Consider the following 24,163-nt stretch of genomic DNA (forward strand, 5'->3'; position numbering starts at 1 on the left):
GTTTGTCGTTTCACTCTTGTTTTTGTCTCGGTCCGGGTTGGTCTCAACCAACCCGGAAAAATGCTTTAGCGGGTCGACACTGGGCGTTTGACCCAGACTGGCGAGAGGCTCGAACCGGAGCCCGTCACATACAGCACCGCCGCTTCACCGCGTTCCAAGGCAACCGGCTTCACATCGCCGACTTTCTTGTCACCGTCATACAACGCCAGGCTTACTTTCACCGGGTTGATCTCACGCTCGCCACGGCCCTTGGCTGCCACTGACTTGACCACATCGGTCTTGCCATCGGCGGTTTTCAGGGTCAGGGCCTTGTCGCTGAGGTTCTGCACGCGCACCAGGGATTTCTGCTTGTTCTTGAACGGCGGTTCTTCGATCAGTTGTGGCTGGCCGCTACCGCTGTTGACCAGGGTGTAGTAGTGGTCCGGAGCGAGCTTGACCGGTACGGTCTGGCTGCCGACCTTGGCGCTGTAGTCACCGCCGGGCATGAAGCTGAAGTCGCTGCTGGCCAGTGGGGCCACGTCGCTCAGGTTGGTGGCGCCGACGGTAGCGCTGACTTCCTGGTTGCTGGCGTTGTAGATGCGCACGAAGCTCGAGCCTTTTGGCGCGGTAGGGCCGTACAGGGCGGCGTCGCCACCGGCGAAGGCGGACATCGATACGAAGCTCAAACCGGCTGCGATGGCCAGGGTTTTAGCGAGACGACGAGGAGTTGTAGTGAAAGTCATGTGAGTTACCTCTCTTTCAGTTTTGCGCCCGGTCGGGCGTCTCGGATTTAGTGTTGATGGCCATGTTCTGTTGGCGCGAACCGGCTTGTTTAAGCTGCGCAACCCACGCGGGGTCGGCATCACCGATTTCGTTGTTCACGGGCAGATAACGTTCAGGAAACTCCCAGATCAGCACCTGGGGCGGGCTGTTCTTGAAGTCATCGCTTTTCAGGTAGCTGAGCATCGGCAGGATCGGGCCGTGGCCGTCTTCGGCGTAGCTGACCACGTCGCTGCCCAGGGCTTGCTTGAGGGCGCCGACGAAATTCCAGTTGGGGTTGGCGCTGTAGCTGGTGCCCACCAGCGCCACCGGGGTTTCGCTGTCGCTGAACAGCGCGTCGTCGCCTTTGGTTTCGGCCAGGTGCGTGACGCGTTTTTGCAGCGGCTCTTGCGGCGGCATCAGGTTTTCGAACAGCGGGTCTAGCGGCAGGAACAGACGCAGGTCGCCTTTGTGCGGTGTGGTGCTCTCGGCCTCGGTGACAAAACGCTGGGGCTCGCCGCTCAGTGGGGTCTTGGCGGCAATGGTCTTGGCCAATTGCTTGGCCGCGATTTCAGCGCCGTCCGGGGTCCAGTGGGTGTCGGTGCGCAGGAACACCTGCTTGCCGCCGAGCTTGGCCTGTTGCAGCGGGCCGAGCAGGTCCGGGGCGATGATCTTGTCGGCGGCGACACGGGCGTGGAAGTCCTGGTACAGGTTGGCGTGGATGCTCGCCGGCTTCACTTCACCCAGGTGTTCCGGGTACAGGCGTACCTTGGCCGGCACGATCGCCATCACCAGTTGGATGCCCTGGGCCTTGAGCTTCTGGCGTACGCCTTCGACCAGCGCGTAGTTACCTTCCAGGTTCTGGTCTTCGTTGACGGCGGGGTTGAACTCCTCGTCGCTGTACAACCAGTGATCGCGGCCCAGCACCACGCCGGGACGGCCTTCATTGAACAGCTTGTAGTCCAGCGCCGCCCACAGGTTGGTGCCCAGGCGCTTGATCGGGAACTGGTCGTCGTAGTGGGTCTCGACCGCCTTGGTCCAGCGACCGTTGAGCACGGTGGCGTCGGCATTGGTGCTGAAGCCGAAGAAGCTGCGCAGCGACCAGGCGCCCAGGGCGAGCAACACCACCAGGAACAGGCCGATATAGAGGACGCGTAATGAACGGGTCATGGTCGGCTCCCTCAGAATTGGAAGTAAAGGAACGGCGAGAAACTCTGCGCCGACAGTTTGAGAATCGACGCCACGAACAGCAGCAGCACCGCAGCGCGCATGGCGTAGCGTGGCCAGTCAGCGGTCCAGTAGGCCGGTTGCACAGCGGCATCCTGGCCCACGGTGAAGCCGGGCTCGTGGATGCTGCCGGGGTTGTCGCCCGGCACGGCCTTGATCAGGCTCGGGTCGGCCGGCTTGGTCTTCTCGGCAGGGCGATTGGTGTAGAAATCGCGCAGGCCGAAGAACGCCAGGGTTGCGTAGGCCACCACCAGGGTTGCCACTTGCAGGCCGGTGAGGTTGGCGCGGTTGAGTTCCGACAGCGACCACTCGCCAAAGCTGAACATCGCACCGTACATACGGCCGGCGACGTGCAGGTTTTCGGCGCGGAAGATCACCCAGCCCATCACCACCAGCAGGAAGGTGAAGGCCCAGCGCACGACGTTGAAGCTGCGTGGCGCGGTGTTGAGGCCGATGGCTTTTTCAATCGCCAGCCACATGCCGTGCCACGCGCCCCATACGATGTAGGTGATGTTCGCACCGTGCCACAGGCCACCGAGCAGCATGGTCAGGAACAGGTTGCGGTAGGTGGTCAGCGTGCCTTTACGGTTGCCGCCCAGGGTGATGTACAGGTAGTCACGCAGCCAGGTGGACAGGCTGATGTGCCAGCGCCGCCAGAACTCGGTGATCGACTGGCTGATGTAGGGCTGCTTGAAGTTTTCCATGAAGCGGAAGCCCATCATCAAGCCCAGGCCGATGGCCATGTCGCTGTAGCCGGAGAAGTCGAAGTACAGCTGTGCGGTGTAGGCCAGCGCGCCGAGCCAGGCATCGCCGGTGGTGGGGTTCTGCAGGGCGAAGCAGTGGTCGGCGACGACTGCCAGGGTGTCGGCAATGAACACCTTCTTGATGAAGCCCTGCATGAACCGCGTGCAGCCCTCGGAGAATTTGTCGAGGGTGTGGGTGCGGTTGTTGAACTGGTCGGCCAGGTCGCGAAAGCGCAGTACCGGGCCGGCAATCAGGTGCGGGAAGATCGCCACGAACGCCGCAAAGTCGATCAGGTTGCGGGTCGCCGGGGTATCGCCACGGTACACGTCGATGATGTAGCTGATCGACTCGAAGATGTAGAACGAGATACCGATCGGCAGCAGCACGTGGGTCAGGATGAACGGCTCAAGGCCCGCCGACTTCATCATCACGTTGATGCTGTCGACGCCGAAGTTGGCGTACTTGAAGTAGCCGAGGATGCACAGGTCGACCGCCACGCCGAGCAGCAGCCAGCGCTGGGCCGGCTTGGTGCGCACACCGGCGGCACCGACTTTCAGGCCGATCCAGTAGTTCCACAGCGTCACGGCGGCGAACAGCGCCAGGAAGTCCACTCGCCACCAGGCGTAGAACACGTAGCTGGCAATCAGCAGCAGCAGGTTGCGATAGCGTTGCCCGCTCAAGTAGTACAAGCCGAGAAAGATCGGCAAGAACAGAAACAGGAACACATTGGACGAGAAAACCATCCCGATCTCTCCATGTTTAACCAACAGTCAAGGGCCAGAGCCCCCCCAAACCCCCCCACGAAAAATCGGGGGCGGGCCGTACAACATTCCAACTGACGAAACCGACTCGAACTGTGGGAGGGGGCTTGCCCCGATGGCGGTGTAACAGTCGCCATCTGTGTTGAATGACACCCTGCTATCGGGGGCAAGCCCCCTCCCACATTTTTTACCGCGTTTCGTCAGGAACCTTTGTTGCCTTTCTCATGCGTCGGGTCATAGACCTTGGTCAGGTCGCCCCCGAGGCGGAAGGTCTTGAACGGCTGCATCCCATGCTTGCGCTCGAGCACATCCGGCGCGCAGGTGTAGAGGGTGCAGAAGGGTTCGAGCCAGGCGAATTTCATGTCCTGCTTCAAATCCTTCATGTCCTGTTCCTTGCCGTTCTTCTGTTCGAAGATCTCGGGATCCTTGACCCCTGCGAGCACTTTGTCGCCCAGGCGCTTGAGCGCGCCGTTGTTTTCCTGGCGCAGGTCCACGCCATTGACCAGGGCAAAGCTGGCGATCATCGACAGCGGCGGCAGAGCGTAGTTGTGGTACGACAGGGCGCGTTGCTGACGCTTCAATTCGTTCGGCAGGAAGCCCTGGTCGTCGACCTGGTTCACGCCGACCTTGTATTCCTTCACCGCCCAATCAAACAGATCGCGACGGTTGGTGGCGACGGACGTTGCCATCACCGACCAGGCGGCCCAGTAGGAGTGGTTGTTGGTTTTTTCCAGGGGCAGGTTGTCCCAGTCGCTGACCACTTGATCGGCGAGCTTGTTGAACCAGGCTTCGATCAGTTGCGATTCCTGCTGGTGATTGGCCAACGGGTGCGAGTCGGAGAACTTCAGGCGTACATAGGCCGAGGCCATGCTGCCCAGCGCCCACTTGCGCATGGACTTGCCGGTATGGTTGAAGTCCTTGGACATCAATGCATCGGCCTTGGCCCACGACACCAGCCAGTTCAGGGTGCATTCGAGCTGCTCGGGGCGGCCGTCACGCATGAACTGCATCACGCGTTTGCTGGTGTCTTTTTCCAGCTTGGTGATGTCGGCGGTGCTGTCGCGAAAGGCTTTTTCCGACTGCACGTTCAGGGTTGAACGCGCCTTGTCCGAGCCTTCGTACTTGCTGCGAAACTGCAGCGGACCGGTGTAGGGCGCCGGCATGGTGTCGCAGTTTTCCTTGAAGTCGCCGGTCTTGAACGCTTCAATCGGTGCGAAATAGCCTTGTGGCGGACGCAGCGGTGCGGCGGCGTTGACGGAGCCTGCGAACATCGCCAGGCCCAGCAGCGTAGGGATCAGTAACTTCTGCATAGGTAACCTCATTTCCCAGTTGAAGCGGTCTGTTGACCACCGGCCGGGAATACGTTGCGTGTGCAAATTTTCGCTTCGACCTTCTGCGCAGCAGCGCCCGCTTCGGGACCCTGCACTTCCACGGCCAGCAGGTTCTGCGAGGCCCAGTCTTCATCGGTACGCAGTTCAAAGGCGAAACGCCCGTCTGTATCGGATGTCTCGGGTTTCTCGATCTTGATGTCCTCGTGGCGCCCGTTCATGTACCAGAGGGTGGCTTGCAGGGTTTTCACCGACGGATCGGCGAAGCGGATATCGACCTGGTGATTGGCATTACGCAGGTCTTTGTTCGAACTGTTCACCAGCAATTCGTTCTTGCCGGGTTTCAAGGTGGTGCTCGCGGTCATCTGCGCGGTCTTGCCTTCGCAGCCGTTGTCGAGCAGGGCCATCATCTGGCGGTAGATGGTCTCCTGGTCCAGGCGATACAGCGGCGAGAACTCCCAGATGAGGATTTTCGGCGGGCTCTTCTGGAATTCATCGCTGCCCAGGTACTGGATCATCGAACCTTCCAGACCGCCGCCGGGGAAGGCGACGTTGAGGATGTCGGCACCGATTTCCTGTTCCAGGAAGCCGGCGAAGTTGTAGTTCTTGCCGCTGTGGCTGGTGCCCACCAGGGTGATCTGCGGGTTGCCCGAATCGCCGAACAGGTCGCCGTCGCCCGCTTCGCCCTTGGGCTCGGTGGTGAACTGGTCCATGTACTGGATCGCGTAGCTGGTGCCGCACAGTTGCCCGGCCATGTTGTGCAGGGTGCCGGTCTTGCCCATGCGCCCGGAGCGCTTGGTTTCGAACTCACGCTTGGGAATATCCGCGAACTCGGGCATCGCACGTACTTTGGCTCCGACGATTTTCGCAGTGCGCTGGGCGCCGTACGGGGTCCAGTGCTGGTCACCACGGAAGTAGAAATCGTGGGCCGGCAGCTCATCCGGCAGTTGCTCGTTGGTCAGCGGCGACAGGTCCGGCACCACGTAGCCCATCTTGGCGAAACGGCCGAGCATGGTCTTGTAGTTGCCCAGGGCCTTGTCGAAGTCGAACTTGGCTTTCTCTTCCGGGTTGAGCTTGTTGCGGTTCACCAGCCCACGGGTCGGCTGGTAGACCACCACCAGTTCCACGCCCTTGGCCTTGAACGCGTCGTGCAGCTGTTGCATGCGCTTGTAGCCGGACGGGGTGGTGTCGAATTCGGTACGCAGGTCTTCCTGGGTGCGGAACAACCAGTCGCCCTGGGCTTGCACCAGGGTGGTGAAGTTCTGCTGATAGCGCGTGGTGTAGTTGCGCGCATCATGGGCGGCCGGGCACAGGCTGCAGCATGGCTCGGCGGTGAAGGTCGGCGCCTTGACGTCGTCGGCGCGTACGCCCTGGCTGGCCGCGAGCAGGCCGAGGGTCAGACCCGAGAGGCTCAGCAGTTTGATCATGTGTGGGTGCATAAGGGTCATCCTCAGTCCTGCATTTCGGTCTGGCGTTCGACAGGGTCGATCAGCACGGCTTTCTGCTGGCGCACCAGCAGGTCGAGAATCTCTTCCTGGCGATCGCCAAGCACGCCGGAGAAGCTGATGCCGCTGGATTTGGTCGGTGCCAGCATCGATACGCGGTACAGCTCGATACTCAACGGCGAGTCGATGGACAGCGGCCCGCTGCCGTTACCCGCCAGTTCACCGCCCACCACGATCAGCGAGACTTTGGCGTCGAACGGGTCGAGGGCGATGTCGCGGTCGGTGTCGGTCAAATCCTTGATGTGGCCGTACACACCGGTCAGGCCGTTGGCCATCGCGGTGTTTTCGTAGAGCTTGATGTTCACGCTGTTGCGCACGCGGATGCCGTGGCGGCGGTTGCTGATCACCTTGTTGCCCCACAGCAGGTTGTCGCCGCTCTCATAGAGGGTGATGCCGTCGGTGTGGTTGCGGTAGATCTCGTTGTCGGCGATCAGGTTGTTCACGCTGTTACGGTCGATTACCAGGCCCGAGAGCTTGTTGTCGTAGCTGCGGTTGTTGAAGATGAAGCTGTCGTTCACTTCACGGGAAATGATGATGCCGTGCTTCTTCTTGGTGCCGTAGACGGTGTTGTCCGCGATGATCAGGCCGTGGGAACGGTCGTGTGGGTCAATGCCGTAGACGATGTTGTCTTTGTAGGTATTACCCTTGATCACAAAGCCCGTGGTCTCGTAGCAGTAGAAGCCGTACCACATGTCCGAGAACTCGGAATCGATGATCCAGCCGGTCGGCTCGGGACGCTTGAGCACCTTGGCCATGTTCGGCGTGTACTGGGAAATACTCACCCCGTACGACTTACTGTTGGCGTAGCCGAAACTGGCCATCTTGGTGTTGGAAATGTAGGTTTCGGTACCGCCCCAGGCCAGCAGGAACGGGCGGAATTCCTTGGGCGACTTGAACAGCGCCGGGCCGTTGGCCTTTTCGCTCCAGCCGGTGACCTTGGTGTCATGCACAAACAGCTGGCCGTCGTTGATCAGGAACGAACCGCCTTCCTGGGACAGGCGCAGCTCCTGGGTCTTCTTGTCGATTTCCAGGATGCCCTTGCGCCCGACCACGATCGGCAACTTGGCCAGGAACACACCCGGCGAGGTCTCGCTCAGGTACTGCTTGGGCACCTTGCCCAGCAGGTCCTTGAGGTTCATGTAGCCGTCGTCGACAAAGATCGCCTGGGGAATACCGTGCTGGCGCACCACCCATTCGGCCATCTTGTTGTCACCGCCGATGAAGTCCTTGAGCGCGTCTTCCTGCATCATGCGGCGGATGCTGATCTTGCCCGGTTTGGTCCTTACGATCTTTTTTTCCATCGCCGCGGCGGTGTAGCCCGACAGGTCCGGCAGGGCCGGCTTGGCCATTTCCAGCGGCGCGGTAGGCGGGCTGGAGATGGTGTAGGTCTTGGCCTGCTGTAGTTCCTTGGCGATGGTCGGCGCCTTGGCCGCCGTATCGGCAAACGCTGTGGCGCTGGCCAACAGCATTGCCGCGACGAGTAGGCTTTGAGCATTCATTGGGCGGGCTCCCATCAGAATTTCCAGATCACGTCGACAAACGCGCGATGCATGTACGAGTCGACGTTGCTGCCATAGGCATCGCCCGGTTTGAATACGCCGGCACGGAAACGCACCAGCGCTGACGGCTCGTCGATCGACTGGCTGAGCGCAGCCGGCAACAGGCCGGTCTTGAAGTACTTGGTGACCACCAGGTCCATCTCCTGGCCCAGGTCTTTCTTGCCATCTTCAAGGGGCAGGGAAGTACTGGACAGGATCGCGCCGGTGACGTCGTCGGTGTTGTTCTGCACCGCATCGATACCGTTGCTGCCCACCGGCTTGTTGCCGTCGACACGCCAGAACTTGTGGTACACCAGGCTGGCGTCGTAGTCCTCGCGCAGCTGCCAGGAACCGAACAGACTCATGGCCTGCATGTTGTTCATTTCGCCACGGAAGGCTTCACCGAAGCGGTGCACGCGGGACTGGGTGCCGGTCCAGTTCGAACGGTTGCTTTGCAGGCCGTTCTGCTCGTACTCGGCGCTGGCGCGGGAGTAGGCCGCGCCCACTTGCCACTGCGGGTCAAGGCGCAGGCGGATACCCAGGTCGGTGGCCCAGCCATTCACGTCATCGCTGCGCTTGGCCTGGTCGGGACGGCTGCCGTCGGCTTTCAACGCGTTGACGGTGTCGCGGTCGCCCTGCATGCCGGTGATGCTGGCCCAGTAGTTGACGGTGTTGGTATTGCGCCAGTTGTAGGCGTCGCTGTTGGCTTCGATGCCGAGCCAGGTCAGGTCGCCGTTTTCGCGCTTGTCCAACGAGTCGGTGGGTACGCCCGGTTCCGGGTAGTCCAGCTTGCCGTTGTCATGGGTGTGGTGACCGCGCAGGCCGATCCACTGACCGGGCGTCCACTGGTAGGCGGCGTCGGCGTAGAGGTGCTGACGGTCCTTGTCCTTGGGCGACAGTTCCTTGAGGTCGGTGCGGTATTCGCTGAAACGTTCGGCGACGCCGACATTGGCCTTGAGCAGGGTCGTGTCGAAAGTCCAGTTCAGCGCTTCGATGTTGGTGTCGCGCCATTGGCCGTCGTCATTGCGCAGGCGTTGGCGACCCAGCTTGAGGATCTCGCCAGGGTAGGGCGTGAAGCCGCTGTAGCCGACCCAGAACTCGCGCATGGCCAGGTAGTTTTTCTTGGCCTTGCGGTCGTTGTTGGTGGTTTGCTGGTTCGCGTCATCGGCCGACTGTTGCAGCGTGTCGGTCTCGATGATGTCGCTGGACGCCACCGCCTGGCCCATGGCATAGGCGCTCCACGCGCCGCTTTCGCCGTAGATCCACGGGCGCAGGTCAAGGCCGATACCGTTGACGTCGCCGCCTTTTTGCGTGCCGAGGTCGCGGTCATCTTCGGACTGCGCGGTGGCTTTGACTTCCAGGCCGAAGTTCTTGGCTTCGGTCAGCGCGGCCAGGGTCGGGCACGACCACAGCAGGGCGAAGGTCAGGCCGATGCCGGCCTTGACGAATGGGTTGAGCTTCATAGGGATTCCTCGCCGTCGTCTTCTTCATCCAGGGCGTGCAGTTGCAACGTGCTCTGGGCCAGGGTGCCGCGGGCGGCCAGTTCCTGTTGCACCAGGCGTTGGCCCTGGGCGCGTTGTTCAGGCGTCAAGGGCGCTTCAAGCTGGGCCGCCAGGTCATTGGCTTCCGGGGTGTCCTGGGCTTTGGCCAACTGGCTGAAGACATAGGCGTTCAATGGGTCGGGCTTGGTGCCCTTGCCTTGGGAAAACAACTGGGCGATGGCGAAGTCGGCGCTGTTCTGGCCGTTGCGCGCAGCGGTCAGCAAGTGGTCGAGGGCTTTTTGCGGGTAGACCTTGCCCAGGTAGCCACGGCGATAGATCTGGCCGAGGTAGTAATCGGCGGCCACTTCCTTGCCCACGGCTTTTTCGAAGTGCGCTTCGGCTGCCTTGGCATCCGCCGGCACCCACTTGCCTTCGTAGTAGAGCTTGCCCAGCAACAGTTCGGCGCGCGGCTGGTCGGCGGCGCGGCCGTTGTCCAGGTACTTCATCATCTGGTCGACGTCACCGAGTTCCGGGAAGTCATAGAGCAGTTGCGCCAGGCTGACCCAGGAAGCCGGGTAGCCAGGGGCGATTTTTTCCAGCAGGGCCTGGGCGGTTTTTTCGTCCGGCTGGCCGAGGGTGGCGTCACCCAGCACACGCGCCACGCTGTCGACACGCTGTGCGGTAACGGTGCCACGGCTGTAACCGGCTTCCATTTGCTTGAGCAGTTCGGCCTGTTTTTCCGGCTCGGCTTTTTTCTGGTAGACCGTGGCCAGTTCGACGTAGCAAATGTCGGTGGTGTTCAGCGCGGCTTTGCAGATGCGCTCCACGTCATCCAAGTGCTGGTCGTAGGTGTCCTGGGTGCGATACAGCAGCACCTGGGCCAGGCCGGCTTCCGGGTAACCGGCGGCCTGCCATTGGCTGATCTGCCGCTGGGCATTCACGTTCGGGAAGCTGTGCGGGTATTGCAGGTACAGCATCGCCAGCGGAATCAGGGTGTTGCCTTCGCCATTGGCAAAGGCTTTTTTCAGCAGGCCTTCGGCTTCATGGTGTTCGGCCTCGGTGCTGCCGGGCTTGGCCACCAGCAGGCGACCCAATCGCGCCTGGGCGCGGGGCGAGGTGTCCGCTGCCGCACGGTAGGTGGCTTCGGCCTGTTTGATTTGCGCCGGATCGCGAGTGCCTACCTGGATGTCAGCCAGGCCCACCTGGGCCTCGCTGTAGCCCAGGTCCGCCAGTTGCTGGTAATTCTGCTGCGCGGTGACGGTGTCGCCACGCTTGAGCGCTTCATTGGCCAGGCGTTGGTCGGGCAGGCCGGCGCAACCGGCGAGGGCGATGGCCAGCGCCAAGGGCACCGGCAGGTTTCGAAGGGCGCTCATGATTAAAGACCCGCAGCCATGGCTTTATCGATCAGCCAGTTCAGCGATGGGCCACGGTCGCTGGTGACTTCCACCGGGCGACCGGCGTAGGTGCTGTCCAGCGGTGCGTCCGGCTTGATCTGCACGCGGATGTCGGAGGACAGGTCGGCGCTGTTCAGGCTGGTGCTGCTGACGATGGTGCCGGTGCGGATCTGCTCCTCGTCGGCCACCTGGAAGCTCACCGGGGTACCTGGGCGCACATCGGCGAACTGGCGATAGGTGAAGCGTGCTTCCACGTTGGCCTGGCTGCCGCGTGGGACCAGTTGGAAGATCACGTCGCCCTTGCTGGCGTACTGACCGTCAGCCACCAGTTGCTGCGCCACCACGCAATCGCACGGCGAAGTCAGGGTGCCGGTCATTTGCTTGCCGAACAGCTCTTCAACCTTGGCCGGTTGCAGTTGGTCTTCGTCCAGGTGGCCCTTGAGCACGTCGAGCATGCTGGTGCTGAAGGTTGCCAGTGGCGCGCCTTTGGCGGCGACCGCGTCACCCTTGAGCAGGCTCTGCACGGTGCCGTCGCGTGGCATGGTCACGTTCATGCCGGGCACGCTCACCAGGCCGGCCTGGGCGTGGCTGACGAAGTACATGCCGTACACCGACTTGAAGACGAAACCGAAAGCCGCCAGGCCGACGATGAAGATACCCGCGCTGAACACCACGGCGCGCAGGCGGCCGGCGGCGCTCATGTTGCTGCCGCTGTCCTTGACCTTGCGTGCCTTGGTGAAGTTGTCACGTTGCAGGGTCGCCAGCACGTCGCCCATGGTCACGATGTCACCGGACAGGTGCGAGGTGATCAGGTGGCGCAGGGTGGAAATATCCTGGGCGTCGAGGTTCTGGAACTGGCAACCGGTGCGGCCGGTCTGGCGGTCGTAGGAGCGGATCTGCAGTTCCACGTCCATGGCCAGGCCGAGGTTATCGATGACGAATTGCAGGCGGCCCTTGTGCACTTCGCCGACGGTCAACGGCTGGGTGGCGGTGAATGCCAGGCCGCCGGCGGACAGGTCGATCACCCGTGCTTCGGTCTGGGTGCGGTCGGTGTTGAAGAAGCGCAGCTTGGCCGGGATTTTTACGCGGGCATGTTGGCGCTGGGCTTCGGATTCGTGGACAACATTGGCATTTACTTGGCTGTTCATCAGGGCAATTTCCTAGAGTTAATTCAGGCTTGGCAGGGTCAGACCATCATCAGCAACACGGCAACGAAGATGCTGCCGGCGGAGAAGGTCATGGTCCGAGACGACCAGGTGTTGAACCAACGTTGAAAGCTGGCCAAATCGCGGGTCAGTTTGGTGTCCTGGCGGGTCCAGGACTGTTGATCGAGGCGGAAGAACACGTAGATCTTCACCAGCGCGCCCATGATCTGGTTGTAATAGAGAATCACCGGGTACGCGGGGCCGATCTTGTGGCCGGAGCACGACAGCAGCAGGGTGAGAATCAGGCGAGTGATGCCGATCCACAGCAGGTACGCGAGGATGAAGGCGCCGCCGTATTTGAAGGTGGCGATGATCGCCACGGTCAGGCCGAGCAGGGACGTCCACATCGACACGCGCTGGTCGAACAGCACGATGCTGGTGAACAGGCCCAGCCGACGCACACCCAGGCCCAGGGCACGGGAATTCTGGCGCAGGTTATTGCCGTACCAGCGGAACATCAGCTTGCGGCTGGCCTTGATGAAGCTCTTTTCCGGCGGGTGTTCCACGGTGTTGATTGCGGCGTCCGGCACGTAGAAGGTGTCGTAGCCCAGGCGCATCAGGCTGAACCAGCTGGACTTGTCGTCGCCGGTGAGGAACTTGAAGCGGCCCAGGCGCCAGTGTTGCAGCGAGTCGCTTTCCACGTCGGCGATAAAGCCCGGGTCGGTGACCACGCTGGCACGGAACACTGACATGCGGCCGGTCATGGTCAGCACGCGCTTGGACAGGGCCATGGAGCACATGTTGATGTGACGCTGGGCGAAACGCAGCTTGTGCCACTCGCTCATGATGTAGCCGCCGCGCACTTCGCAGAACTCGTTGGTGGTCAGGCCGCCGACGTTGCCGAACAGTTGGAACCACGGCACGGTCTTGCGAACCACGCCTTCGGCGAGCACGGTGTCGCCATCGATCACGGCAACCACGGCACGGTCGTCCGGCAGGTGGCGGGAGATGGCGCGGAAACCGAAAGCCAGGCCGTCGCGTTTGCCGGTGCCGGCGATGCGCACGAAGTCGAGCTTCACGTGTTCCGGTGGATTCATGCGTTCCCACAGGCTCTTCACCAGCAGCTCATCGGACATTTCCACCAGCGAGCAGACCACGGTGGTGGGGAAGCCACATTCGATGGCTTCACGGATCACCGAGCTGTAGACCTGCGCAGTGGTCAGCGCGTCGATACGGAAACTGGTGACCATCAGGAACACATGGGACGGGTCGGCGGCCTTGCCCAGCTTGCGCACTTTGCGGCGCAGGTGCGGGTAGACCACGTACAGGAACAGCATGCCGCGAAAGAAATGCGTAGCACCCATCGAGTAGCGCCAGATGCCGACGGCGCCAATCAGGAAAATAAAATTCTTCGACTCGGAGTCGAACGTACTCGCCGGCAAGAGCAGGGCGAGTCCCATCAGCAGGCTCAAAAAGAACAGCCAGCCGGCGGATTGGAGCAGTACGTGTTTTAACTTGGACATAAGCGTCATCCGAAGGTGAAGAAGGCTCCCGGCTGCAAGCGCTGGGGATAGGTACGCTTGCAGCCCGGAACTTGCCGTTGCTGTTACCAGCAAATGCCTTCGGTACGGCCTGTGGCACAGGTGGCCTTGGACATGAAGCCCACCAGGTCGATCACTTGCTTGCCGTGTGGTGCGTTCTGCGCCAGGGCACGGAACTTCTCATCACGGTTGCCCAGGATGATCACGTCGGAGTTGTTGATCACATCGTCGAAGTCCGAGTTGAGCAGGGACGACACGTGCGGGATCTTGCCTTCGATGTAGTCCTTGTTTGCACCGTGGACACGGGCGTACTCGACGTTGCTGTCGTAGATGCTCAGGTCGAAGCCCTTGCCGATCAGCATTTCGGCCAGTTCAACCAGCGGGCTTTCGCGCAGGTCGTCGGTGCCGGCCTTGAAGCTCAGGCCCAGCAGGGCGACTTTGCGTTTGTCGTGGCTGGAGACGATGTCGAAGGCGTTCTGTACCTGGGACTCGTTGCTGCGCATCAGCGAGTTGAGCAGCGGCGCTTCCACGTCCAGGGAGCTGGCGCGGTAGGTCAGGGCACGCACGTCTTTGGGCAGGCACGAACCACCGAAGGCGAAGCCTGGGCGCATGTAGTACTGGGACAGGTTGAGGGTCTTGTCCTGGCATACCACTTCCATCACTTCGCGACCGTCGACGCCGACGGCCTTGGCGATGTTGCCGATTTCGTTGGCGAACGTCACTTTGGTGGCGTGCCATACGTTGCAGGTGTACTTGATCATTTCGGCAACGGCGATGTCCTTGCGGATGATCGGTGCGTCGAGTTCTTCGTACAGCGACTGCAGGACATCGCCGGAGGCTTTGTCGAACTCGCCGATGACCGTCATCGGTGGCTGGTCGTAGTCGGCGATGGCGGTGGATTCACGCAGGAATTCCGGGTTGACCGCGACACCGAAGTCGACGCCGGCTTTTTTGCCGGAGCAGTCTTCGAGGATCGGGATCACCACGTTGGCCACGGTGCCCGGCAGTACGGTGCTGCGCACGACCACGGTGTGGCGGGTGGTTTTGTCACGCAGGACAAAACCGATCTCGCGGCACACGGCTTCGATGTAATCGAGCTCCAGGTCGCCGTTTTTCTTGCTCGGCGTGCCGACGCAAATCATCGACAGGTCGGTATCGCGGATGGCGTCGGCGAAGTTGGTCGTGCCGCGCAGTCGGCCGGTTTCGATACCCTGGCTCAACAGCTCGCCCAGACCGGGCTCAACGATGGGCGATTTGCCTGCATTGATCAGGTCAATCTTATCCTTGGAGATGTCTACGCCGACCACTTCGTGGCCACGGGCAGACAGGCAACCGGCACAGACTGCGCCAACGTAACCGAGACCAAATATGCTGATGCGCATCGCATTTACCTCTTTGTCTTCAAGACTGTGTTAATCATGCCAATTAATGGCGGAGTTCATGTTTGCAAGCGTCACTGATGCCGCGAAAGTTAGGCGAATAGACGCCAACTTACCGCGTACAGGCATGTTAATTAGCGAGTGACTAACAATTGCACTCAAGTTGTGCGCAACTTGGCCTTGTTATTGGGGCTTGCCCTGAAATGCAGCCGGCCTTTCTGGGGAAAGGTGCCGACGCCAGTGCCACAAGATCCTGATGGGGGCTTTAAGCCCTTATTTATCAACATCTTGGGTGTCATCACTGACACATTTGGGTAAGCGCTGCCTTGGCCTATAGGGGATAGCAATTAATCCTTATCGCCGCCCTCAACTCATATCAGTTGATGATATGACCCGTGAGTCAAAGTTGATGGGGCAACTTTGCTACTTCCTTGGGTCGTCATGTAAGTCATCTCTTACAGAAGCAGAGAATTTCGTTACCGGTGGTATGAGCCGTGCGTTTAGACGAAGTTCCGGGCCGCTCATCCTGTTTCCTGAAATTTCTTGAAATATTAGGAAAGATGGCACTGGTAGTATATTGATAGCACTTGCTATTTGAGCCAGTAGTTATAGGGAGTTGGCGCGCTGGGATAGTTTTGTGCCACTAGTGTTTGAAAAAAGTGGTGCCACTACGAAAAAAATCGACGAATGTCGAGTGAAAGAATTGTTAGAGATGCGTCGGGATATTTTTTGACGTCAAAAAAATGACGATTCGCGAATTAAAATGCGGTTAAAAATGTGGGAGGGGACTTGCCCCCGAAGACGGTGGGTCAGCTAAAGATAAGCTGGCTGATCCATCGTCTTCGGGGGCAAGCCCCCTCCCACATTTGTTCATCAGTGTTCTCGGGAGCTTTATTCTGGTGCGTGATCGCGCAAAAACACCAGGTTATCCGGCTTGGACTGCTCGGCGTTGAAGCGATAGCCCTGCACATCAAACTGCTTGAGCTTCGCCGGGTCGTTGATGCGTTCCTCGATCACAAAGCGGCTCATCATCCCCCGGGCTTTTTTGGCGTAGAAGCTGATGATCTTGTACTGGCCGTTCTTCAGGTCCTTGAACTCGGTGTTGATGATCCGCGCCTTCAAGGCCGTACGCTTGACCGCCGAGAAGTATTCGTTGGAGGCCAGGTTTAGCAGCACGTCGTCGCCTTGTTCGGCCAGCGCTTGGTTGAGCCACTCACTGATACGCGTGCCCCAGAAGGCGTACAGGTCCTTGCCACGGGCATTGGGCAGCTTGGTGCCCATTTCCAGGCGGTACGGCATCATCAGGTCCAGGGGGCGCAGCAGGCCATACAGGCCCGAGAGCATGCGCAGGTGGTCCTGGGCGTAGCTGAAGTCGGCATCGCTGAAGGTCTCGGCGTTCAGGCCGGTGTACACATCGCCCTTGAAGGCCAGTAGCGCCTGCTTGGCATTGTCCTGAGTGAATGCCGGGGTCCAGCTGCCGAAGCGGGCGGCATTGAGGCCGCCGATCTTGTCGGATACGTGCATCAATTCGCTGATTTGCGCCGGGCTGAGGGTGCGCAGTTGCTCGATCAGCTCCTGGGAGTGGTCCAGGTACTGCGGCTGGGTAAAGCGCTGGGTCGCCGGCGCGGTCTCGAAATCGAGGGTCTTGGCGGGGGAAATCACCATCAGCATGAAGTCGTCTCCTTTAAACGTGAGGCGATTCTAGGGGCTGGGGCGTTTTGACTCCACCTATGATGGCGATAGGCGTGATCCGCTATGATGGCCGGTGACTCTGGAGAGGGAGACCCTGTGTGCGAATAGCGCTTTTATTGTCGGCATGCCTGCTATGCCTGAATGCCCAGGCGGCGCCCGTGGATGTGGCCAGCCTGGACCGTGGCTCCTGGCCCGAAAAACTCGGCAGCCCGGCGCTGTTCGACGTGGCTTCACGCGCCGAAATCCTGATGTTCGCCCACAGCCTCCTGGCCAGCGAGAACCAGGACGAAACCGCGCTCAAGCAGCGCCTGGGCCTGAAGATCATCAACCTGGCCGCCATCGACGACCTGCGCCGCCAGCTCTGGCAGCGCCTGCTGGAGAACTACACCTTCGCCCAGCAGAGCTGCGAGGAAGACGCCTCGTTCTGCTATCTGGTGGAGAACATGGACGACCTGCGCGAGCAGGCCGGCAAGTTCGAGGTGAGCGAAGACTCCTTCTATATAGGCTGGGCCGCTCCGAGCCATACCTTCCATGAGCGCTACCTGGATGAATTGCTGCGCAAGGCCGCGCTGTTTCCGCAGATCAGCAGCGAAGTCGCACGTTTCGGCGACCATGAGCGCAATGGCGACGAGTTCAACGACCGCCTGTTCCTGCTGACGTTCGACGGCGGCCCTGCGCCGGTCAGCGGCAATACCGACTGGCTCGCCGACTATTTGCGCAAGCAGAAGATGAGCGCGACCTTCTTCACCCTTGGCAGCAGCCTGCAGGCCCGTGTCGAGCGCAGTTCGGTTGCCGATGTGCAGGCGCTGTACCAGGGCCAGTGCGTCGGCACCCAGGGCTGGCAGTACCGTTCCCACAGCCATTGGGTGGACTGGCAGAGCTCGATTACCCGCAGCGCTTCGCTGGCACAAAACCTGATGCCGGAAAACTACGTGCCGCTGTTCCGTCCGCCCTATGGCCAGCGCCGCGCGGACAGCCAGGGGTTCTTTCAAGCCCAGGGCTTGCAGGTGGCGTTGTGGGACATCGATTCCCAGGATGAACCGGGCAAGCTCAAGGCCGATGAGTCGGCGCAACGGGTGCTGACCTTGATGCTGTTGTGGCGCAAAGGCGTGATTGTGTTCCACGACACCCAGGACAAGGCACGGGTCGCTTTGCCCATGCTGTTGCAGGCGACGGCGCAGAGTGGTCTGGGTTGGCAGGACTGCCGGGAGGCGTTTCGCTGAAGTGCCCGGAACTGTTGGGTTTTGGGCGATTTCGGGGTAATTTTGTGCGACATTTCGATGCAGGCGGACTTCCGACTTTAGCGGGGTAAGTGGCACTCGGCTAGTGCTATTCGTCATCCTGAAAAATAAACTTCAAAAAAGCGTCAAAGTGCTTTTTCCTGTCACACGTTTTGCGGTATTACGAAGTCAGATCGCCGAAACCTGCAACACAGGTGGCGTCTTCCAAGACTCCTCATGTGGGCACTGCGCTTGACGTCACTCAGGTGCAGTCGGTGGTCGAATCGAGGCGCAGCACCGCCCAGGTATTGCGTCGACTGGCTCCCACAAAGGTGACCGAGTATGGATGATCATGGACGTAACCCTTCTTCCGACCAGCCAATCCTTTATGTGCTTGATACCAACGTATTGATCCACGATCCAAACGCACTGCTCAACTTCGAAGAACACCACGTCGCCATCCCGATGATCGTGCTTGAGGAGCTCGATAAACTCAAAAGCGGGCACCACAGCGTGGCCGCCGAATGCCGCCAGGCCATCCGCCTGATCGACAAGACATTGGGCGAAGCTTCGCCAGAAGATGTCGAAGTCGGCGTGCCGATCCAGCGTGGCAAAAGCGGACCCAAGGGCTTGCTGTCGATTCTGATGAGCAAGCGCAGCGAGCCCAACAGCCTGCTGCCGGAAAACCTGAACGACAACAAAATCATCAACCAATTGATCGACCTGCATGCCCGTGACAAGGACCTGCGCGTAGTGCTGGTGACCAAAGACATCAATATGCGCCTCAAGGCCCGAGCGTGTGGGATCGCGGCCGAGGACTACAGTACCGACCAACTGGTCGACGACGTGTCGATGCTGTCCCGTGGTTATCACATGATTACCGGCTCGTTCTGGGACCGCGTCAGCAAGGTCGAAACCCGTCAGGACCATGGCCGTACCTGGCACCAGGTGCAGCTGATCGAAAACCTGCCGGCCGTACATATCAATGAGTTCATCGTCGACGAACAGGGCTTCGTGGGCTGGATCAAAGAGATCCAGGTCGACAAGTTGCTGATCCTCGACCTGCATCAGGAACCCCTGTTGCACCAGGAGGCCTGGGGCCTGAAACCGCGTGATATCTACCAGAGCCTGGCGCTGTACGCGCTGCTCGATCCTGACATCCACCTGGTCAACCTGACCGGCGCCGCAGGCTCGGGGAAAACCATCCTCGCCCTGGCTGCCGCCATCGAACAGACCATGGTGACCAAACGCTATCGCCGCATCATCGCCACCCGCAGCGTGCAGGGCCTGGACCAGGAAATCGGTTTCCTGCCCGGTACCGAAGCGGAAAAAATGGAGCCGTGGCTGGGGGCGATCACCGACAACCTCGAGGCCTTGCACATGGATGATGAAAACACCCATGGCAGTGTCGACTACATCCTCAGCAAAGTGCCGTTGCAGTTCAAATCCCTCAACTACATCCGAGGTCGCAGCTTCCAGCAGAGCCTGATCCTGATCGATGAATGCCAGAACCTCACGCCGCACCAGATGAAAACCATCATCACCCGTGCCGGCGCTGGTTCCAAAGTGGTGTGCCTGGGCAACCTGGCACAGATCGACACTCCTTACCTGTCCGCGACCAGCTCCGGGCTGACGTACCTGACTGAACGCTTCAAAGACTTCCCGAACGGCGTGCACATTGCGCTGCAGGGTGTTCCACGTTCGATCCTGGCCGAATACGCCGAATCCCATCTCTGACCGTCAGCACCTACCAAAACGGGCGTCCCATGGGACGCCCGTTTTTTGTGTTCAGGCCGATTGCTCGACCTGTGCCCAATCGATCGCCGGTTTATGTGCCCTGGACAGCAGGGTGTATACCGACGGCAGTACAAACAAGGTAAACAGCGTGCCCACCAGCATGCCGATCACGATCACCAGCCCCAACCCGAAGCGGCTGCCGGCGCCGGCACCTGACGAGAACAGCATCGGCACCAGGCCCACCACCATGGCCGCCGTGGTCATCAGGATCGGCCGCAGCCGAATGCGTGCCGCGCGCATGATCGCCTGGGCCGGCGTGCAGCGGTACAGCACCTGCAACTCGTTGGCGAACTCGACCATCAGGATCCCGTGCTTGCTGATCAGACCGATCAGGGTGACGAGGCCGATCTGCGTGTAGATATTGATGGTCGCCAGCCCCAGCGCCAGGGGAATCAACGCGCCGCAGATCGACAGCGGCACTGTGATCAGGATGATCAGCGGGTCGGTCAGGCTTTCATACTGCGCGGCCAGCACCATGTAGATCACGATCAGCGCAAACAGGAAGGTCAGCATCAGCGCATTGCCCTCGTGAATGAACTGCCGCGAATCGGCCTGCCAGTCATGGCTGAAACTGGCGGGCAACTGGCGGCTGTGTTCCTGCAAGAAGGCCACTGCCTGGCCAAGGCTGACGCCGGGTGCCGGAATACCCTGGAAGGTCGCGCTGTTCTGCTGGTTGAACTGCTTGAGCTTGTTCGGCTCGATCACGTTGTGCAGGCTCACCACGGTGGACAGCGGCACCTGCTGGCCGGTGTCGGTGTCGACGTAGAAGCCATTCAGGTCCTGGGGCGTGAGGCGTCGCGAGGCCTGGCTCTGGGGGATCACATCGTAGGAGCGGCCTTGCAGGGCGAACCGGTTGGTGTAGTTCTCACCGATCAACACCGCCAGCGTGCTGCCGATGTCTTGCATGCGAATCCCCAGGCTGTTGGCCTTGCTGCGGTCGATGCGCACTTGGGTCACCGGGTTATTGAACGCCAGGTCACTGTCGACCACCGCAAACAGCCCGCTGGCCCGCGCCTGGGTTTTCAGCGTTTCCATGGCCTGGTACAGCGAGCGGTAGTCTTCTGTGCTGCGCATCACCATTTGCACCGGCAAGCCACCGGTGGAGGCGGGCAGTGGCGGCAACTGGAACACGAAGATCGAGTTGCCTTCGACGGCATCGACGCTTTGTTGCAGCTCGGCCTGGATTGTCGCTGCGCTGCGCTGACGCTGCGACCATTCGGAGAAGTTCACCCCGGCAAAACTCGCGGCGACGCCGTCATTGCCGTTGATGATCCAGGTGCTCACGGTCTCCGGCAAGTGGCCGAGAATCCCGCTCAACTGGTAGGCGTAGCGCTCTACATAATCCAGGTTGGCGTGCTGCGGTGACTTGATCGCCAGCAGCAGGTTGCCCTGGTCTTCGTTGGGCGCCAATTCCTTGCTGGCATGGCCATACAGCCAGGGCAGGCTGAGCAGCACCACGGCGCCGAACAACAGGATCAGCCCGCGCTTGCGCAGCGAGCCCAGCAACGCACGCTGATACAGGCGTGCCAGGCGGTGGAAGAAGCGCTCGGCCAAGCGGCTCATGGTGCCTTCATGCTCCTGGCCCGGTAGCAGCTTGGCGCACATGACCGGGGTCAGGGTCAGGGCGATCACCCCGGAGACCAGCACGGCGCCGGCCAGGGTCAGGGCGAATTCCTTGAACAGCGCGCCTGTCAGGCCGTTCATCAGGCCGATGGGCATGTACACCGCCGCCAGGGTAATGGTCATGGCGATCACTGGCGAAGCGATCTCGCGCGCGCCGAACAAGGCAGCCTGCAGCGCGCTGCGGCCTTCCTTGACATGCCGGTGGATGTTCTCCATCACCACAATCGCGTCATCCACCACCAGGCCGATCGCCAACACCATTGCGAGCAGCGTCAGCAGGTTGATGCTGAAGCCGAACAACGTCATCAAGCCCAGGGCGCCGAGCATCGACAATGGAATACTGACGATGGGGATGATCACGCTGCGCACCGAGCCCAGGCACAGGTAGATGATCACCACCACGATCAGGATGGCCTCGATCAGCGTTTCGATCACTTCGATAATCGAGGCTTCGATAAAGTGCGCGGTCTCGAACGCCAGCGCCACCTTGACCCCAGGCGGCAGGGTTTTCTCGATGTTCGGCAGCAGGCGCTTGATGTCGGCGACGATCAACAGCGGGTTGCCCTTGGGTGTCGCATAGAGGCCCAGGTGCACTGCGGGCCTGGCGTCCATCAACGCACTGGTCTCGTACGCAGCCGAACCCAGCTCAACGGTCGCGATATCGCGCAGGCGCAGCAGGTGGTCGCCGTTGTTGCGGATGACCATGTTGCGAAACTCATCGAGGCTGCTCAGGTCGGTGTTGACCTGGATCGAGGAGATCACATAGTGGCCTTTGATCTGCCCCGGTGCTGCCTGGAAGTTGTTGTCGCGGATCGCCTGTTCCACCTGGGCGGCACTGATGCCGTGGCCTGCCATGCGTTGCGGGTCGAGCCACAGGCGCATGGCCAGGCGCTGGCCGCCGAAGGTCTCGACCTTGGCCACACCGTCGATCGTGGAAAACAACGGCTGCACCACGCGACTCAGGTAATCGCTCAAGGCCGAGGCCGACAGCGAGTCACTGGAAAACCCCACGTACGCCACCGCTGTCGCGTCGCCGGCGGAACGTTCGATCACCGGATCATAGGCCTGTTCAGGCAGGCGGTATTTGACCTGGTTGACCTTGGCAATCACATCGCTCAACGCCTTGGCCGAGTCCTGGTTGAGTGCCATGCGCAGGGTGATCTGGCTGCGGCCCTGCACCGATGAGGAACTGACATAGTCCACGCCTTCCACCGAGGCCAGGGACTGGTTGATCGGTTGGGTTACGAAGCCTTGCATCAGCTCGGCGGGGGCGCCGGGGTAGTCGGTGGTCACGCTGATCACCGAGCTTTCCAACAGCGGGTATTGGCGCACAGGCAGGTCGAGGTAGGCCTTGAGCCCGGCCAGTACGATCAGCAGGCTGACCACCAGGGCCAGTACCGGGCGACGTACGAACAGGTCGGTGAATTTCACGGGTTTTCTCCGGCCATGGTCATCCCCGAGGACGGGTCGGCATCGTTCAACACCGTACGTTCGAGGGGCTCGATAGCGGCACCGTCACTGAGCTTGATCTGCCCGGAAATCACCACGCGGTCACCCGGATTCAGGCCCGCATCGATCACCACGCGGCCATTGCGCCGCTCGCTGGTCTTGACCAATACGCGGCGGACGACGGGTGGGGTATTGGCATCGGTCGATGGCTGCACCACGAAGACATCTTCGCCGTAGGCGTTATAGGTGATGGCGGTTTCCGGCACGCTCAAGGTGTTGCCGGGCAGTGACTGCGGCAGGCGCACTTTGGCGAACATGCGCGGCAGGGCGCCGTCGGTGGGGGCCTGCAGTAGCGCCTGGACGCTCAGGGTGCGCGAGCGGTCGAGGAACGGGTCGATACTGCTGATACGTGCGCTGAAGCGTTGCCCCGGCAGGGCGTCGAGTTGCACATCCAGGGTATTGCCGACCTTCAGTTGGGCCAGGGCTTGCTCCGGCACGCTGAAGTTCACGTACAGGCCCTTGTCGCCGACCAGGTTGATCAGGCTGTCGCCGGGGTTCACAAATTGGCCCAGGTGAACCTTGCGGATCCCGAGGGTGCCGGCGAACGGTGCACGTATGGTCAATTGGTCGATCTGCGCCTTCAGTTCCTGCAGGGCGCCTTGAGCGGTGGTGTATTCGGTCTGGGCATTGTCGAAGGCTTCGCGGGACGTGGCGTTCACCTTGACCAGGGTGCGCGAGCGTTCCAGTTTGACCTTGGCATTTTCCAATTCGCCCTGCAGGCGCATCAGGTTGCCGCGTTGGGGCGCATCGTTGAGCCTGACCAGCACTTGGTCGCGCTCGACGCGCTGGCCGGATTCCACTGGCAACTGCACCACACGTCCGCCGACTTCGGCGGGTACGCTTACCTGCTGCACGGCTTCCAGCTCACCGATGGCTTCCAGGTAGCGGGTGAAGGGGGCGTCGCTGACCGGCGCTACCGCGACTTTGATCGGCGCAGGCGCGTAGGCCGCGGCAGCCGGATGGCTCCAACGCCACAATGCCCACGCCAACGCAATGAGGACAACCACGGCGATCAACAGCGCCACGCTGGTTCGTGAGACGGCACGTCCGGATCGACTGACGTGTGACATAAGCTTCATTCCTTGAGCGGCAATCAGTAAATGGGCCAGCAGCCCGGCGTCAGTAGTTCGACGAGGTTCTCATCCGGATCGCGGAAATAGATGCTCGATCCACCTTTGGGCCAGTGGGTGCGCCCCTCGATGGCAATGTTCGCGTTGTCCAGGCGCGCCTCCCAGGTCGGCAGGTCGTCGGCGTCGATGGCAAAGCAGATATGAATGCGCCCGTTGGCGTCATGGGGAGGGATCTCGCCGCCGCTCAAGTATTTGGTTTGAAGAGAGGCGCCCCGTTTGAATAGCAAGAGAGTATTCTGCTGACCGACATTTAACGCGACGAGTACGTTGCTCTCGACCATCGTCTCAAGCTCCAGGTGCCGGGCGTAAAACGCTTTGGCGCGGTCGAGGTCGTCTACGTACAGCGCGGTCTCAATGATTCGTTTGAGTTGAGGCATGGTTTTGCTCCTTGTTGAAGGTTGCTCCCTGAGA

At 60.9% G+C, this 24,163-nt stretch carries 17 protein-coding genes; 2 read left to right on the forward strand and 15 right to left on the reverse strand.

From position 1 onward, the window contains the following. Positions 1 to 65: 65 nt before the first annotated feature. The 12 genes from BFN10_RS03965 to yaaA all read right to left on the reverse strand — a co-directional run bounded on the left by BFN10_RS03965 (position 66) and on the right by yaaA (position 16,452). Positions 66 to 722, reverse strand: a complete 657-nt coding sequence (locus BFN10_RS03965) for an alginate O-acetyltransferase AlgF (RefSeq protein WP_058422926.1) — start codon at positions 720 to 722, stop codon at positions 66 to 68. Between the two features lie 16 nt (positions 723 to 738). Continuing rightward, positions 739 to 1,908 (reverse strand): alginate O-acetyltransferase, encoded by a 1,170-nt coding sequence (locus BFN10_RS03970; RefSeq protein ID WP_071488564.1) that lies wholly within the window; start codon positions 1,906 to 1,908, stop codon positions 739 to 741. 11 nt (positions 1,909 to 1,919) lie between these two features. After that, positions 1,920 to 3,452: an MBOAT family O-acyltransferase gene (locus tag BFN10_RS03975; protein ID WP_034118206.1), complete on the reverse strand. Its 1,533-nt coding sequence runs from the start codon at positions 3,450 to 3,452 to the stop codon at positions 1,920 to 1,922. Positions 3,453 to 3,670: 218 nt separating this feature from the next. After that, complete coding sequence (locus BFN10_RS03980; RefSeq protein ID WP_092240845.1) at positions 3,671 to 4,780, reverse strand: mannuronate-specific alginate lyase; 1,110 nt, start codon at positions 4,778 to 4,780, stop codon at positions 3,671 to 3,673. Between the two features lie 8 nt (positions 4,781 to 4,788). After that, complete coding sequence (locus tag BFN10_RS03985; protein WP_071489094.1) at positions 4,789 to 6,237, reverse strand: alginate O-acetyltransferase; 1,449 nt, start codon at positions 6,235 to 6,237, stop codon at positions 4,789 to 4,791. Between the two features lie 11 nt (positions 6,238 to 6,248). Next, positions 6,249 to 7,817 carry a mannuronan 5-epimerase AlgG gene (algG, locus tag BFN10_RS03990; protein WP_071488566.1) on the reverse strand — a complete coding sequence of 523 codons (1,569 nt, stop codon included), beginning with the start codon at positions 7,815 to 7,817 and terminating at the stop codon, positions 6,249 to 6,251. Next, a complete protein-coding gene (locus tag BFN10_RS03995) occupies positions 7,817 to 9,304 on the reverse strand; it encodes an alginate export family protein (RefSeq protein WP_071488567.1) in 1,488 nt (495 codons plus the stop codon). Before BFN10_RS03995 ends, algG begins: the two co-directional genes overlap by 1 nt. Beyond that, positions 9,301 to 10,695 carry an alginate biosynthesis TPR repeat lipoprotein AlgK gene (algK, locus tag BFN10_RS04000; RefSeq protein WP_071488568.1) on the reverse strand — a complete coding sequence of 465 codons (1,395 nt, stop codon included), beginning with the start codon at positions 10,693 to 10,695 and terminating at the stop codon, positions 9,301 to 9,303. Before algK ends, BFN10_RS03995 begins: the two co-directional genes overlap by 4 nt. Before the next feature lie 2 nt (positions 10,696 to 10,697). Then, on the reverse strand, positions 10,698 to 11,864 hold the full coding sequence (locus tag BFN10_RS04005; protein WP_071488569.1) for an alginate biosynthesis protein Alg44: 1,167 nt from the start codon (positions 11,862 to 11,864) through the stop codon (positions 10,698 to 10,700). A gap of 38 nt (positions 11,865 to 11,902) precedes the next feature. Continuing rightward, on the reverse strand, positions 11,903 to 13,384 hold the full coding sequence (alg8, locus tag BFN10_RS04010) for a mannuronan synthase (protein ID WP_162276396.1): 1,482 nt from the start codon (positions 13,382 to 13,384) through the stop codon (positions 11,903 to 11,905). An 83-nt stretch (positions 13,385 to 13,467) separates the two neighbouring features. Further along, positions 13,468 to 14,784 (reverse strand): nucleotide sugar dehydrogenase, encoded by a 1,317-nt coding sequence (locus tag BFN10_RS04015; protein WP_071488570.1) that lies wholly within the window; start codon positions 14,782 to 14,784, stop codon positions 13,468 to 13,470. 888 nt (positions 14,785 to 15,672) lie between these two features. Then, the gene (yaaA, locus tag BFN10_RS04020) at positions 15,673 to 16,452 is read right to left on the reverse strand and encodes a peroxide stress protein YaaA (protein ID WP_071488571.1); all 780 of its coding nucleotides are present in this window, start codon (positions 16,450 to 16,452) and stop codon (positions 15,673 to 15,675) included. A 119-nt stretch (positions 16,453 to 16,571) separates the two neighbouring features. On the opposite strand from yaaA, the gene BFN10_RS04025 reads away from it, so the two are divergent. Both BFN10_RS04025 and BFN10_RS04030 read left to right on the forward strand, forming a co-directional pair. Then, the gene (locus BFN10_RS04025) at positions 16,572 to 17,696 is read left to right on the forward strand and encodes a polysaccharide deacetylase family protein (RefSeq protein ID WP_071488572.1); all 1,125 of its coding nucleotides are present in this window, start codon (positions 16,572 to 16,574) and stop codon (positions 17,694 to 17,696) included. 339 nt (positions 17,697 to 18,035) lie between these two features. Next, positions 18,036 to 19,430: a PhoH family protein gene (locus BFN10_RS04030; protein ID WP_071488573.1), complete on the forward strand. Its 1,395-nt coding sequence runs from the start codon at positions 18,036 to 18,038 to the stop codon at positions 19,428 to 19,430. 51 nt (positions 19,431 to 19,481) lie between these two features. On the opposite strand, the gene BFN10_RS04035 is transcribed toward BFN10_RS04030, so the two are convergent. Genes BFN10_RS04035 through BFN10_RS04045 form a run of 3 tightly spaced genes read right to left on the reverse strand, consistent with a single transcriptional unit; the run spans position 19,482 to position 24,129 of the window. After that, a complete protein-coding gene (locus BFN10_RS04035) occupies positions 19,482 to 22,544 on the reverse strand; it encodes a MexW/MexI family multidrug efflux RND transporter permease subunit (RefSeq protein ID WP_071488574.1) in 3,063 nt (1,020 codons plus the stop codon). Continuing rightward, a complete protein-coding gene (locus tag BFN10_RS04040; RefSeq protein WP_071488575.1) occupies positions 22,541 to 23,692 on the reverse strand; it encodes an efflux RND transporter periplasmic adaptor subunit in 1,152 nt (383 codons plus the stop codon). Before BFN10_RS04040 ends, BFN10_RS04035 begins: the two co-directional genes overlap by 4 nt. 23 nt (positions 23,693 to 23,715) lie before the next feature. Next, a complete protein-coding gene (locus BFN10_RS04045) occupies positions 23,716 to 24,129 on the reverse strand; it encodes a VOC family protein (protein ID WP_058422912.1) in 414 nt (137 codons plus the stop codon). Positions 24,130 to 24,163 lie beyond the last annotated feature (34 nt).

Origin of the sequence: Pseudomonas extremorientalis, from assembly GCF_001870465.1 — a bacterium.
GTDB classification, from domain to species: Bacteria; Pseudomonadota; Gammaproteobacteria; order Pseudomonadales; family Pseudomonadaceae; genus Aquipseudomonas; species Aquipseudomonas extremorientalis.